The organism is Microbulbifer regidiadema (SeqCode) (assembly GCF_052466995.1).
In genome coordinates this window covers 3,356,822-3,370,223 of the sequence record NZ_CP174297.1, presented here as the reverse complement: position 1 = coordinate 3,370,223, position 13,402 = coordinate 3,356,822, and the positions used below count along the sequence as shown (strand labels likewise).

The window sequence follows — 13,402 nt, the reverse complement described above, 5'->3', positions numbered from 1 at the left end:
TCCCCGGCGGAGGTCACAGCTGCGCCCGAGGAGGAATCATCGGCCGAGCGCCCAGAGCCCTCAGCGGTAGAGGAAAGGTCCTCAGCGGCAGAGGAGAAGCTCTCAGCAGTAGAGGAAAAACCCTCGGCGATAGAGACAAAGCCCTCAGCAGTAGAGGAGGAGTCTTCAGCGGATAAGGGAGAGGCTCAGGCCCCCTCTGCTGAAACCCCGCCCCCTGAGCCCGCAGGGGAAAATGCCAGCTGGGCACCGCACAGCAATGCCGCCGGTGCGGCGCCGGTCGCCGCAGAGCCCGCCCCGGTGCAGCCCCAGCCCGCGCCAAAACCCCGCGCCAAAGAGCAGCCGAAGCCGGAAGCGAAAAAGAAAGAGGGCTTCTTTGCGCGTATTCGCCGCGGTCTCAGTCGCACCAGCAACCAGTTTGTCGAGGGGATGGGCAATCTGTTCCTCGGCGCCAAGGAGATCGATGAAGATCTGCTGGAAGAACTTGAGACTCAGCTGCTGATGGCAGATGTGGGGGTTGAAGCCACCAGTGAGATCGTTGAGCGCCTGACCGAGCGCGTATCCCGGCGGGAGCTGGCCGATGGCGATGCACTTTACAAAGCGTTGCAGCAGGAACTGGCCGACTTGCTCGATAGCGTTGACGCTCCCCTGGAAATCGATATCAGTAAAAAGCCCTACGTCATTCTGGTAGTGGGCGTAAACGGTGTGGGCAAAACCACGACGATCGGCAAGTTGGCCCACCGTTTCCTCGGCGAGGGCAAGTCGGTAATGTTGGCTGCCGGTGATACATTCCGCGCTGCAGCGGTTGAACAGCTACAGGTGTGGGGGCAGCGCCACGATGTCCCGGTTGTCGCACAGCATACCGGCGCCGACAGTGCATCTGTGATTTTTGATGCGGTGCAGTCTGCCCAGGCGCGCGGCGTCGATGTGGTGATTGCCGATACCGCCGGGCGCCTGCATACCAAATCCAACCTGATGGAGGAGCTGTCCAAGGTGCGCCGGGTGATGGGCAAACTGGACCCCAGTGCACCCCACGAGGTGCTGTTGGTACTGGATGCCGGCACGGGCCAAAATGCGATTAACCAGGCCTCTCAATTCCGCGAGGCAGCCGGCGTTACCGGCCTGGTACTGACCAAACTGGATGGCACCGCCAAAGGTGGGGTCATCTTTGCCCTGGCCCGCCGCTTCGGTATCCCGGTGCGCTTTATCGGCGTGGGTGAGCAGGCGGAAGATCTACAGCCGTTCCGCGCCCGCGAGTTTGTCTCCGCCCTGTTTGGCCGCGATAAGGCCTGATCATTCGTCCGGAAAATAACAAGAACCACAGAAGCCGTGATCACTTTCGATAATGTGAACAAGCGTTACGCATCGGGGCAGGACGCCCTGGTGCGAGTTAGCCTGGAAATCCCCCGTGGCGATATGGTGTTCCTTACCGGCCACTCTGGGGCGGGTAAAAGTACCTTATTGCGACTGCTAACCGCGATTGAGCGCCCCACGAAAGGCAGCATCCTCGTGGCCGGCCAGAACCTCAATCGACTGCGCAATAGCCAGGTGCCCTATTACCGCCGCAACCTGGGTATTGTCTTCCAAAATCACCAGCTGCTATTCGATCGCAGCGTTTTTGACAATATTGCCCTGCCCTTGTCTGTTGCTGGTTGCAACAAGCGCGAGGTGGGGCGCCGGGTGCGCGCGGCGCTGGATAAGGTCGGTTTACTGCACAAGGAAAATCACAATCCTATTGTGCTGTCCGGCGGTGAACAGCAGCGGGTGGGGATTGCCCGCGCGGTGGTCAACAAGCCCGCGATACTGGTGGCCGACGAGCCCACCGGCAACCTGGACCCCACACTGTCCCAGGAAATTATGCAGCTGTTCGCCGACTTTAACGCGGTGGGAGTGACCGTGTTGGTGGCGAGCCACGATTTGGAGCTGATTGCACGGATGCGCCGACGGGTATTGACCCTAGAGGCCGGCCAATTGATCTACGATGGAGTCCCGAGCCGTGAAGTACACCCAAGCTAAGGCGCAGCGCCAGGGGAATCCCGCCGCCGACAAGCGCGTGCGCAGTACCGGCGCCGTTGTCGCGCACACCGGGCTGGGGGATCGATGGAATAGCTGGCTGGGGCATCACCGGGAGATGGCGGCCGATTCGGTGAGTCGATTTTTTGCCGCCCCCATGGCCAGTGCGATGACGGCCCTGGTGATTGCCATTGCCCTGGCTCTACCGGCGGCACTGCAATTGGGATTGATAAATTTCCAGCGCGCGGTGGCCGGTTGGGATGGGCAGCCGCAAATCTCTGTGTTCTTGCACCGGGATGCCAGGCAGGCGGCGATCAATGCCCTGGCGGATAAACTGCGCAGTGACCCCGCTATCGCGGAGGTGACTTATGTCTCCCCGGAAGAGGCCCTGGCTGAGTTTGAACAGGCCTCGGGATTGGGAGATGTGCTGGTTGGCCTCAATGCCAACCCGCTGCCCTCTGTATTGCTGCTGCGGCCAAGGGATACGAAGGACGGGGATAAGTTGCAGACCCTGGTGGAAAACCTGAGAGCCCAGGCGCTGACGGATTCTGTGGTTTTGGATCTCGCCTGGGTTCAGCGTCTCGCGCAGATTACCGAGCTGGGGCAGCGCCTCTCCGCCGGTCTGGCCCTGCTGCTGGCGCTGGGGGTGGTACTGGTGGTGATCAATACCATACGACTGCATATCGAGAGCCGTCGGGAGGAGATCCTGGTGGTTAAACTGGTCGGTGCGACGAATGCCTTTGTGCGGCGACCCTTCCTCTATAGTGGTATCTGCTACGGCTTATCCGGTGGTCTGTTGGCGTGGCTGCTGCTGGTTGGGGGTGTGGCTATATTGTCTGGACCGGTCGAGAGCTTGTCGTCGAGTTATGGCAGCAGCTTCGAATTGGCGGGGCCTGGGATACGCTACTTTGTGCAATTAACCCTCGGCGCCGCCCTGCTGGGGCTCTTCGGGGCCTGGTTTGCCGTGGCCCGGCATACCCGCGAGATAGAACCTCATTGACCAGCCGGTCTAAATAAGAGGGGCAAAGTGCTCAGGCCGGGGGAACTGGAGGCGTAAAAAGCCCCTCTAATCCCGCGAAATACAACGGAATACGGCAGCGATTGGCGGGCTTTCTTATCTGCCTGCGCAAGTGCTACACTGAGTCCAGCTTGTCGCCGGATACAGTATTCGCCGACAGCGGTCGATAGGACCGGCCGACTAATAATGACAGGAGAGACCTGAATGGGAACCAGTCTACAGCCAGTGCATACACTGTCTCCGGGTGCCAACCTGGGGGCTTATATCCAGACCGTCAGCGGCTTTGAGGTGCTGACTGCGGAACAGGAAAAGCACCTGGCAGAAGACCTCTATTACCGTGAAAATCTCGATGCTGCACGCCAGCTGGTTATGTCACACCTGCGTTTTGTTGTGCATATCGCCAAATCCTATTCCGGCTACGGGCTCAATGAAGCGGACCTGATCCAGGAAGGCAATGTCGGCCTGATGAAAGCGGTCAAGCGCTTCAATCCCGAGAAAGGGGTGCGCCTGGTATCCTTTGCCGTGCACTGGATCAAGGCCGAAATCCACGAATTTATCCTGCGCAACTGGCGTATTGTTAAAATTGCCACCACTAAGGCGCAGCGCAAACTGTTCTTCAATCTGCGCGGACAGAAGAAGAAACTGGCCTGGCTCACCAATGCCGAGGCCAAGGCTGTCGCCAAAGATCTAAATGTAGATGTCACTCAGGTCCATGAGATGGAGGGCCGCCTGGCGGCGCACGACGCCGCTTTTGATGCGGGTGTCGACGACGATGACGATACCGCCTGGCAGGCGCCGGCCCACTACCTGGAAGACCGCAGTTTTGATCCGGCCGCCCAGCTCGAGCGGGATAACTGGCAGGAAACCAACCTGACCAGCCTGGCCAGTGCCATGGCTCAGCTGGATGATCGCAGCCGCGATATTATTCAGGCCCGCTGGCTCAGCGAGGAGAAATCCACACTGCACGAGCTGGCCGACAAGTACGGCGTTTCCGCCGAGCGTATTCGCCAGCTGGAAAAAAACGCTATGAAAAAAGTGCGTGCTGCTATGGAAGCCTAAATCGGCATACAGGCACACCGGTAAAAAACCGCGCAGCAGCGCGGTTTTTTTTGTCCCGCTTGTTACTGCTATGCGCACCGCAACCGGGGAAAACAATAGGGGAAGGTAATGGCAAAATTCTATCTGCTGCTGTGTGCACTGTTCGGCGCTAGCGGCGTTGCTTTGGGGGCCTTTGGCGCACACGGTCTGCGCGGCAAGGTGGCGGAGAACCTGCTAGAGGCCTATAAAACCGGAGTCCAGTACCAGATGATCCACACCCTGGCGCTGTTCGCTGTGGTACTGCTGGTACAAAGCTGGGGAAATCGTTTATCACTGACCCTGAGCGGCGCTTTTTTTACTTCCGGTATTATCTTTTTCTCCGGCAGCCTCTATGCCCTGGCACTGGGGGGGCCTCGCTGGCTCGGACCGATCACTCCTTTGGGGGGAAGTCTAATGATTGCCGGCTGGATAGCGCTGTTTGTTGCCGCAGTGAATTTCTCCAAATAGTCATTTTGGCTGGGCTTGCACAGGGGCTGCCGGGCCAGACAGGAACACCAAAATACCAACCGTTTCGCATAAGAGGTCGCGAATAATGCAAGACGAATCTGCGGAAGATTTTCCCTACCGCACCGAATTTAAGAAAAAATCTATCCGCAGCTATGTGATTCGCGCCGGGCGAATGACAGAGGGGCAGCGCAAGGCTTTTGATAACTACTGGGGGCAGTACGGGCTCTCCCTTTTCGATGGGCCACTGGAGCGCCAGCAGGTCTTTGGCCGCGAAGCGCCATTGGCGCTGGAGATTGGCTTCGGTATGGGGGATTCCCTGCTGGCCATGGCTGAAGCCGAACCGGACAGGGACTTTATCGGTATTGAAGTACACCCGCCGGGGGTGGGGCGCTTGATTAACAGTGCCGGCAAGGCCGGTATTAACAACCTGCGTGTCTATATGGCCGATGCGATCGATGTTTTAAATGATTGTATTGCCGATAGCAGTTTGGATCGCTTCCAGTTGTATTTCCCCGACCCCTGGCACAAGAAGAAGCACCACAAGCGCCGGATTGTGCAGCCGGAGTTTGTTCGCCTGATTTGCAGCAAGCTAAAAACCGGTGGCCTGATGCATATGGCGACAGACTGGGAAAACTATGCCGAGCATATGCTGGAAGTTTTACAGGGGGAGACGCTGCTAGAAAATACCGCCGCCGATGGCGATTATGTGCCTCGGCCGGAGTGGCGCCCGGAGACCAAATTTGAGCGTCGCGGGCAGAGATTGGGGCACGGTGTTTGGGACCTGGTATACCGCAGGCTGCCAGGTGAAGCACTGCCGCTGGCTACTCCTGAAGTGGATACGCCAACCGCTGAAGAGCGCAAAGGCGAATAATTCGCACTGCCGATTGAGATTTGCCACCGGTGCTAACATGCACCAGTGGCAAACAATAGTTCACCTCTATAGTCCGGCTCTATAGTCCACCGTATCGTTAGAAAAACTCATTCTAATTTTTCTTGGCCGCTTCCCATCGGCGCTTGTCCTCAACCACATTCAGGTTGCGGATGGTGTTATTGTCATAAGACATCCAATCCGACAGTTCAACATTATTCTGGGTGCCGGCAAAATAACGCATACGAAAGCGGCGAATAAACTGGTTGGGAATAGCCATAAAGGCAACTTCACGCCCCTGGGTGACAGTGGAAACCTCTACGCACTGATGATTTCGTTTATCGAGCTCATAGATAAAACCGGTAGTGGCTAAATCACCATCATCGGTTCCGTGCACATAGTAATACCGCGTAGGGCAGTAGGTCTTATTGTGCCAGGCAAAGCGCGCAACAATATTTGCGTCGGTAGTGGTTGAGATGACCTGGCGCTACCCAGGTGCGGATCAAAGCGGCCATTTTGATTCATCCAGGGAAAGAATCCCCCGGCTTGCCACAACTTCTGTGGTGGGTGGGTATCGCCACGGTACAGCAGCGTGGTCACTGAATGTAAGTTAAAACCACTGCGGCTGAATCGGTAATTAAGGAGCCTCTGAACAACTCCGTGATGCCTCTGGCTTACAGAGCGGTTCGCAATCAAGGCGCGGCTTCGCGGGAATGTCTAGACCTTTCAAGAAGTCGCAACGCGGAGTGTGAATCGCTCTGCAAGCCCCGAAGGGCGGGCCTTGAAGGCCACAGCTGCTGCGTTGCAGCTCTTGCAAAGGACTAGGGCCATTCGCGGCGAGCTGCGCCTAACATCTGTAGCCTTCAAGACCCGCAGAGGTATTACGGAGTTGTTCAGAGGCTCCTTAAATAGTGAGAAAGGGACATCCGTATGGGATTCAATATTGGATATTGCCCTTCGCTCAGAGCCGAAAGCCTCACTGGCCTGGCGGTACCAGCAGTAAGCTCCTCCCAATAAAGCTAAAATTGCATCTTTTCGACGTGCAATTCCATCGGTATCAATTAGTTTGGTAGGCGTGGAAGGATCAAATCCTGTAAGCCAGATATAAAGATTTTCTACTAATACTTTGGCGACGCGGGTAATCCTTCCATAATCGTTTGTGTGGATTTGTGCCGCTTGGCTGACCAATTGATCGATTCTGGTTAGGCCATCATCACTGCGCTTGTGATACCACTTACTCTTGCTATTAGAATTATTTTGAAAATCTAGTGCATACTCACGGATGCTTTTGGGACATAGCAAGTCGTTTGTATATTTTGAGGTTGAACCAAGTTCCTCACATAGCTATCAATACTCGGGGACAGCACGGGTTATCTCTCCTGTCTTTATTGCTGTTTTTCGCCACTAGCAGGCTATGCTTCTAGTGGTGTTTTGATCTTCGGATTTTATTTTGAATAAGTGCGGGATTCAGGAATAATCACGAAAACATAATTTAATTATTTTTATTAATAGATGTTGATGTTAATAATAATTTAGGGGGGTGATCAAGAAAGGAATCTCGGTGTTTCTAATGAGAAGGCGTGACGCTCTGCTCTCAACTCTCTATAGCCTGTCATTTATCTTACTCTTTACCGTTGCTGAAGCCCGTGCTGATTTTGTTGGAACTTTAAACCTCTATGTTAATGGCGGTAAGCACTGGTTTGATAGTGACCGTTTAAACGGCACCCCGTTTCGCGGTTTCGAAATGCGGGACTCCTCAGGCGTCGGTGTGGGGTTTGGCTATAACCTGACGAATCACTGGGCGATGGAAGGCGCCGTCGATTATTTTGTAGTGAATATTACTGACACCCCGGAAAAGGTGGATGTGTATAACTACCACCTGGATTTGCTTTATCAATTTGGCGGACAGTTTTGCGGCAATTTTTGTTGGCAGCCCTATGTGGCACTGGGCCTGGGTGAAATACGCATCAATTACGACCGGCGCCACCGCTACACCGGTGGCCCGGAGTACGACACATATCCCTATCCCGGCGATTGCCGTAAGAAATTCTATATTCCCGAGAACCGCCTCAATGGCGCTCCGCACCCGCCGCCCCCCCATCACTGCGATTGGTACGACAGGCAAACCATGGTGAATTTTGGCGGCGGGATTAAATACCATCTGGGGCCCCGCTGGCAGGCCCGAGCGGATATCCGACTTTTTCAGGGGGTTGAAGAGGGCGGGGTGGACGGCTTTGCCAGTTTGGCGGTTGGCTACCAGTGGCTCGAATATCCAGATTTTTGGTATGACCAGGATGCCGATGGAGTTACCGATGCCACTGATCAATGCCCGCAAACACCGGTGGGAATCGATGTGCAATTGAATGGTTGCCCAATGGATATGGACTTCGATGGTGTTCCCAGTTACCTGGATCAATGCCCGAATACACCGATTGGGATTGCGGTGGATGAGTACGGCTGTATTCGCTAGAGGTTAAATAAAGCGCGGGGCAGATAAGTTCCGCTGCCCCGCGCGTATCTGACGGCTAGTACCAGGCAAAATTACTCGCCGCGAATCTCCTCCAGTTTTTCAGAGATCTCCAGCCACTCCATTTCCAGCGCTTCCATCAGTTCCCGCTGTTCCGACTGCTCCCGATTGAGCCGCGCGATCTCCTCCTGTTGACCGCCGCTATACAGGGATTCATCGGCAAGCTGTTCCTGTAGTGCTTCCAGGGCCTGTTCGGCAGCGGACATCTGCCGCTCGATATTTTTGAGCTTGTTGGTCAGAGGTTTTAACTGCTCGCGCAATGCCGCAGCTGCGCGCCTTTGTGCCTTCTTGTCCTCCGGCGTTTTTTCGTCGCCGCTGGCGGCACTGGGCGCTTTCTCCTCGCTGCGTTTCTTGTCGCGGTTAAAACCGAGCAGCCACTGCTTGTAGTCATCCAGGTCGCCGCTGTAGGGCTCGGCGCGGCCATCGGCCACCAGAATAAACTCATCGGCAGTGTTGGCCAGCAGGTGGCGATCGTGGGAAACCAAGATGACGGCACCGGGAAACTCTGCCAGGGCCAGGGTGAGGGCGTGGCGCATTTCCAAATCCAGGTGGTTGGTCGGTTCGTCGAGCAGCAACAGGTTGGGTTTTTGCCAGGCCAACAGCGCCAGGGCCAGGCGGGCCTTTTCACCGCCGGAGAAGCCACCGACCGTTTCAAAAACCCGATCGCCGAGAAAGCCGTAGCCGCCGAGAAAATCCCGCAGTGATTGCTCCGAGGCATCGGGGCTCAGTCTTTGCAAGTGCAGCAATGGCGAGCCATTACTGTCCAGTGCCTCCAGCTGGTGCTGGGCGAAATAGCCGATGGCCAGATGCTCGCCGCATTGGCGCTCACCGCTGAGGGGGGCCAGTGTGCCGGCCAGGGTTTTGATCAGGGAGGATTTGCCGGCTCCGTTGGGGCCGAGCAAGCCGATACGGCGGCCCGGCTGAATGCCCAGCTGGACATTCTTCACGACCACCTTGTCGGCGTAGCCGATATCCGCCTCGCGCAGGTCGATTAGCGGATTGGAGGTTTTATCCGAGGATGGCAGGGTAAAGTGAAACGGCGAGTCCACGTGGGCCGGCGCGATAAGCGCCATTCGGTCCAGGGCTTTCAGGCGGCTCTGCGCCTGTTTGGCCTTGCTCGCCTTGGCGCGAAAGCGCCGCACAAAATCTTCCATATGTGCGCGTTCGGCCTGCTGTTTTTCAAACTGTATTTGCTGCTGGGCCAGGCGCTCGGCGCGGGCGCGTTCGAAGGCGCTGTAGTTGCCGCTGTACAAGACCAGTTTTTGCTGTTCAAAGCTGACAATACCGTCGACCACCGCATCGAGAAAGTCGCGGTCGTGGGAAATAATCAGCAGGGTCCCGGGGAAGCGCTGCAGCCACTGTTCCAGCCACAGGGTGGCATCCAGGTCCAAGTGGTTGGTGGGCTCGTCCAACAGCATAAGATCTGCGGGGCACATCAGGGCGCGGCCCAGGTTGAGGCGAATACGCCAGCCGCCGGAGAAGCTGCGCACAGGCCGCTGCTGTTCTGCATGGGAAAAGCCCAGCCCATCGAGAAGTTGCGCGGCGCGCGCCGGGCCACTGTAGCCATCGATGCTGGCCATGCGCTCGTGCAGCTCTGCCAGTTTGTGGCCGTCGGTATCACCGCAGGCCTCGGCCTGTGCCAGCTGTTTTTGCAGTAGGCGCAGCTCTTGATCGCCGTCCAATACGTAGTCCAGGGCCGATTGCTCGCTGGCCTCGACTTCCTGGGCCATATGGGAGATACGCCAGGTACTGGGCAGATCCACCCGCCCAGCATCGCTCTCCAGTTGACCCAGCAACAGCTTGAACAGCGTTGACTTACCACAGCCGTTAGCGCCGATAATTCCCACTTTGTGGCCGGGGAAAATTCTGCAATCTGCGCTGTCCAGTAAGTCGCGCTCACCTCGGTGCAGGGAAACCCCTTGTAAATTGATCACTGGAAAAACCTCATATGAACAGGCCGATAAATGCTAGGCTATTCGACAGACCCGGGGGCTATAGGGCTTTGGGGTACTATGCCGATCAACAAAGGGTCGGGATTCTAACGTGACAAATACTTCACCTCCATATTCCTCCAAGGAAAACCCCCTCTGGCAGTTCAGCCTGGACTTCTATGGGTTTAGCGGCGTTGAGCAATTCTTACTCGAATGCCAGGATAACAATGGTGCCGATGTTTGCCTGATGCTGTGGGCGAGTTACACCGCCGTTTGCGGTAGGGCAGTGAGTGAAGAGGGTTGGAGAGTCGCTGATCGTGGAGTCGCTCCACGCCGGCGAATTATCAGCAGTGTGCGGGGCCTGCGCCGCTGGCTGGGACGCCTGCGTCCCCATAGCCAGAGCGTCTATGCACTGTGTCAGCGCTATGAGTTAAAGCTGGAGCAGTTGCAGCTGGCCGCGCTGTGGAAAATGGATGCGCAGGACTACTCGGGGGATCGCTCCGCACTGGAGCTTGCCGCGCGGCAATATGGCTTGCCGCAAAAAGACCAGGCGCGCTGGGCGGGCCTGATCGAAAGTTACCTGGCTCATAGCGGGCTGGCCACTAGGGCATAGCCAGCGGTTCTTGAACTCGCAGCGCTTGCCTCGGGTCGCCGGCGGTACAGTGGTGAAAGCGCGGCGTTCAATAGGTGAAATTCGCACAGCAGCGCGGTAGCGGAGGTCGGATACTCCGCTCCACGGCTAGAGATTACTCGCCGCTAGGCTGTTCCGAGGAAAACAGGCTGTTGGCCGGAGTGCTGGGCGTGATTGTTGCGGTAGGGCGCGGTGTTTCCAGCGGCTTTTGTGGCTCGCTCTGAACGGGGGCTGCCGCATCGTCCTTGGGCAACTCGACGGCTTCGGGCGCGCTGGCAACTTCTACCTTCGGCATCTCTGCCTCTGGCTTTACGATTGCGGCTGCGGGCTCGACTTCAGCCGTGGGCTTACTCTCTGCCGGCGCCTTGACTACAGCGGCTTTGGCTGGAGCTTTTTTCGCCGGCGCTTTCTGTTCTGCGGCAGATGCTTTCTTTGCGGCGGTTTTCTTTACCGCTTTGCCCGCTGTAGCGGTTTCGGCTTTTTTACTGCTGGCTTTCTTTTCAGTAGCTTTTTTTGCCGCTGGCTTTTTGCTGGGTTTCTCCGCCGTAGTGCTAGCGGCCTTAGCGCGCGCCTTTGTGCTGCTTGCCTTTGGAGCCGCTACTTTTTTAGCGCTGGCTGCTTTGCGGGCTTTGGGCTTGCCTAGGAGTTTTTCCGCTTTCTCGCCGGCCTTGCGCACAGTGGCGGCCGCTCTCAGCTCGGCTTTGGCCAGGGACTCGGCACCTTTTGCTTCGCGGTGTAAAGCCTTGGCCTGCTGGAGTACTTCGTTCAGTTTCTCTACATTGCCCTTGGCGGTTTCTACCCGTTTTTGTGTTGCAGCTGTCTTTCGTGTCTTGGCTGCAGTTCTAGCGTCCGCCAGTTTGGTTTTAGCCTTAGCTAATTTTTCCTTTGCGGAAGTCAGTGCTTTTCCGGCTTTTAAAACACTCTTGCCGGCATCGGTAACTTTCTTGTTGCGGGCTTTATCCAGCTTGACGGTTAGCTTGGAAATTTGTGCTTCCAGTTCTGCGACTGAATTGACAGCTATTTTTTTGGCGGCCATGAGTAAATGTCCTGACGTTTATTATCGATTGGAACATCCGGACAGTGTACCGATCAGATCGATATGCAATGGACATATTTAAATCGGGGACCTGAACACTGTAAATTGCCCCAAACTGAAAAGCACCTCAAACAGTCCGGAACAACAACCGGCGACGGGTCGATAATAGCGCTGTTTTTAAAAAAAATGTATGCCGCGAGCTGTGAAAAGCGTGTCGGCTTGATATTTTTTCTCGCCGCTATGTGGAACCTTAGAGGGGAATGTGGTGTCCTGCACAGTGTGCGCGTCACCGGTATGCACTTGCAGTCGCCTTGGGTTAGACTTGGGCGGACTGGCGGAAAAGGTGCGCCTGGTGGCTAAGGCCGGAATCAGGATTACTGGAACAGCCGCCGCAGGCGTTGACCCAGGGTCAAGCGCGAATCATTCAACGCAATACGGACAAAGAGACAACACCCATGAATAAATACCCTTTGGCTGCAGCAATAGCCCTTGGCCTGGCGCTGACCGGCTGTAACGAACAGGGATCTAAGCAGGAAAAAGAAGTTTCTCTGGATACCCAGGAAAAGAAGGTTAGCTACATCATTGCCGAAGATATGGCTAAGCGCCTTGAGTCTCAGGATGTAAAGCTAGATCCTCAAGTGGTGTTGATGGCTCTTAAAGATGTTTCCAGTGGCAATGAGTCGCGCTTGTCTGAGGAAGAGAAGCAGCAAACTATCGCCGCTTTCCAGGAGCAAATGCAGAAGAAGCAGCAGGAAATGCTGGCCCAGCAGGAGAAAGAGTTCAAAGAAACTGCTGATAAAAACCTGCAAGAAGGCAAAGCTTTCCTCGAAGAGAACGCCAAGAAAGACGGCGTTGTTACCACTGACTCCGGCCTTCAGTACAAAGTGATTACTGAGGGTTCCGGCAGCAAGCCCAGCGAGAACAGCACCGTTGAAGTGGATTACAAAGGCACCCTGATTAATGGTGAAACCTTTGATAGTTCCTACGATCGTGGCGAGCCGGTTCAATTCCCGGTTAATGGTGTTATCAAAGGTTGGACCGAAGCGTTACAACTGATGAAAGAGGGTTCCAAGTGGGAGCTGTACATCCCCTCTGAGCTCGCTTACGGCCCGGGTGGCGCTGGCGGTAAAATTGGCCCCAATGCGACCCTGATTTTTGAAGTGGAACTGCACAAGGCCAATGTTGGCGGCGAAGCTGGTTCCGAGAAGAAAGAAGAGAAAAAAGAAGCCGCTAAAACCGAGTAATTCAAATTAGCGCTTTGGCTGAAAAAAGGCGCCCTGCGGGCGCCTTTTTTATTTTGCTAAAACCGTTGGCGAAAACCTGTGCTGGCGGTTGCTCCCCAAGCGCTGCCCGTTTAAGCCAGCTGGTTTTTATGTGCGGTGTGCAGAAGTGCAATCATCCGGTCCTCGGAGCTAAAGCGGGTTTCCAGGGCTTCGCCCAGCTGTGATAGGTCCGGATTCAGGCTGGATAAATCGTCGGTTTCCTGATATTTGTCGTTGAAGTCGACAGCGACATCCGTTGTCGCATCAATTTCCCGATAGAGTGTGCGCGCCTGTTGCAGGCCCTGCTTATCGTCAAAGGCCTGGCCTTCCAGTATCAGTTGTTCGTACACTTCAAAGTGTCCCGCAGAGACATAGTCGACTAACAATTGGCAGAGGTGGCGCACACCGTTTTCGGTCTCGGTATCTCCCTCGTTGAAGGCTTTTTTTTCCGATAGGTGGTAGTAACTTACCAGGAGGATTTGTCGGGACTGTAGCCAACGGTCAATGATTTCACTGACGCCACCCCAGCGCTCGCGCGCAGATTTACAATTTTCCAACATCTCCAAATCCTTTA

General features: G+C 55.7%; 13 protein-coding genes. 9 read left to right on the top strand and 4 right to left on the bottom strand.

The genetic code is table 11. The features are described 5' to 3' along the window. The first annotated feature begins 129 nt into the window (after positions 1-129). The 6 genes from ftsY to trmB all read left to right on the top strand — a co-directional run bounded on the left by ftsY (position 130) and on the right by trmB (position 5,444). Positions 130-1,290, top strand: a complete 1,161-nt coding sequence (gene ftsY, locus ACJJIK_RS14745; protein ID WP_444932357.1) for a signal recognition particle-docking protein FtsY — start codon at positions 130-132, stop codon at positions 1,288-1,290. A gap of 36 nt (positions 1,291-1,326) precedes the next feature. Beyond that, complete coding sequence (ftsE, locus tag ACJJIK_RS14740) at positions 1,327-2,013, top strand: cell division ATP-binding protein FtsE (protein WP_444929037.1); 687 nt, start codon at positions 1,327-1,329, stop codon at positions 2,011-2,013. After that, entirely contained in the window at positions 1,994-3,010 is a 1,017-nt protein-coding gene (gene ftsX, locus ACJJIK_RS14735) for a permease-like cell division protein FtsX (protein WP_444929036.1), read from the top strand. Before ftsE ends, ftsX begins: the two co-directional genes overlap by 20 nt. 222 nt (positions 3,011-3,232) lie before the next feature. Next, positions 3,233-4,087 (top strand): RNA polymerase sigma factor RpoH, encoded by an 855-nt coding sequence (rpoH, locus tag ACJJIK_RS14730; RefSeq protein WP_444929035.1) that lies wholly within the window; start codon positions 3,233-3,235, stop codon positions 4,085-4,087. A 108-nt stretch (positions 4,088-4,195) separates the two neighbouring features. Next, a complete protein-coding gene (locus tag ACJJIK_RS14725; RefSeq protein WP_444943185.1) occupies positions 4,196-4,573 on the top strand; it encodes a DUF423 domain-containing protein in 378 nt (125 codons plus the stop codon). A gap of 85 nt (positions 4,574-4,658) precedes the next feature. Further along, the gene (gene trmB, locus ACJJIK_RS14720) at positions 4,659-5,444 is read left to right on the top strand and encodes a tRNA (guanosine(46)-N7)-methyltransferase TrmB (RefSeq protein ID WP_444929033.1); all 786 of its coding nucleotides are present in this window, start codon (positions 4,659-4,661) and stop codon (positions 5,442-5,444) included. Between the two features lie 112 nt (positions 5,445-5,556). On the opposite strand, the gene ACJJIK_RS14715 is transcribed toward trmB, so the two are convergent. Further along, positions 5,557-5,838: a hypothetical protein gene (locus ACJJIK_RS14715; protein ID WP_444943184.1), complete on the bottom strand. Its 282-nt coding sequence runs from the start codon at positions 5,836-5,838 to the stop codon at positions 5,557-5,559. Between the two features lie 1,173 nt (positions 5,839-7,011). On the opposite strand from ACJJIK_RS14715, the gene ACJJIK_RS14710 reads away from it, so the two are divergent. Next, complete coding sequence (locus ACJJIK_RS14710; RefSeq protein WP_444929031.1) at positions 7,012-7,911, top strand: outer membrane beta-barrel protein; 900 nt, start codon at positions 7,012-7,014, stop codon at positions 7,909-7,911. Between the two features lie 71 nt (positions 7,912-7,982). Here ACJJIK_RS14710 and ACJJIK_RS14705 read toward each other — a convergent pair whose 3' ends face one another. Then, a complete protein-coding gene (locus tag ACJJIK_RS14705; RefSeq protein ID WP_444943183.1) occupies positions 7,983-9,902 on the bottom strand; it encodes an ATP-binding cassette domain-containing protein in 1,920 nt (639 codons plus the stop codon). A gap of 109 nt (positions 9,903-10,011) precedes the next feature. On the opposite strand from ACJJIK_RS14705, the gene ACJJIK_RS14700 reads away from it, so the two are divergent. Further along, the gene (locus tag ACJJIK_RS14700; RefSeq protein ID WP_444943182.1) at positions 10,012-10,512 is read left to right on the top strand and encodes a TIGR02444 family protein; all 501 of its coding nucleotides are present in this window, start codon (positions 10,012-10,014) and stop codon (positions 10,510-10,512) included. A 133-nt stretch (positions 10,513-10,645) separates the two neighbouring features. Here the strand turns inward: ACJJIK_RS14700 and ACJJIK_RS14695 are convergent, their stop codons facing one another. Next, positions 10,646-11,566: a histidine kinase gene (locus ACJJIK_RS14695; RefSeq protein WP_444943181.1), complete on the bottom strand. Its 921-nt coding sequence runs from the start codon at positions 11,564-11,566 to the stop codon at positions 10,646-10,648. A 455-nt stretch (positions 11,567-12,021) separates the two neighbouring features. Between ACJJIK_RS14695 and ACJJIK_RS14690 the strand changes: the two genes are divergently transcribed. Continuing rightward, positions 12,022-12,810, top strand: coding sequence for an FKBP-type peptidyl-prolyl cis-trans isomerase (locus ACJJIK_RS14690; protein ID WP_444929027.1), 789 nt, complete (start codon positions 12,022-12,024; stop codon positions 12,808-12,810). 110 nt (positions 12,811-12,920) lie between these two features. Here ACJJIK_RS14690 and rsd read toward each other — a convergent pair whose 3' ends face one another. Next, positions 12,921-13,388, bottom strand: coding sequence for a sigma D regulator (rsd, locus tag ACJJIK_RS14685; RefSeq protein WP_444929026.1), 468 nt, complete (start codon positions 13,386-13,388; stop codon positions 12,921-12,923). Positions 13,389-13,402: the final 14 nt, after the last annotated feature.

Excerpts from the sequence above, each read along its gene's own strand:
- rpoH (WP_444929035.1), top strand. The coding sequence starts at position 3,233 with ATGGGAACCAGTCTACAGCCAGTGCATACACTGTCTCCGGGTGCCAAC.
- ACJJIK_RS14725 (WP_444943185.1), top strand. The coding sequence starts at position 4,196 with ATGGCAAAATTCTATCTGCTGCTGTGTGCACTGTTCGGCGCTAGCGGC.
- trmB (WP_444929033.1), top strand. The coding sequence starts at position 4,659 with ATGCAAGACGAATCTGCGGAAGATTTTCCCTACCGCACCGAATTTAAG.
- ACJJIK_RS14710 (WP_444929031.1), top strand. The coding sequence starts at position 7,012 with ATGAGAAGGCGTGACGCTCTGCTCTCAACTCTCTATAGCCTGTCATTT.
- ACJJIK_RS14695 (WP_444943181.1), bottom strand. The coding sequence starts at position 11,566 with ATGGCCGCCAAAAAAATAGCTGTCAATTCAGTCGCAGAACTGGAAGCA.
- ACJJIK_RS14690 (WP_444929027.1), top strand. The coding sequence starts at position 12,022 with ATGAATAAATACCCTTTGGCTGCAGCAATAGCCCTTGGCCTGGCGCTG.
- rsd (WP_444929026.1), bottom strand. The coding sequence starts at position 13,388 with ATGTTGGAAAATTGTAAATCTGCGCGCGAGCGCTGGGGTGGCGTCAGT.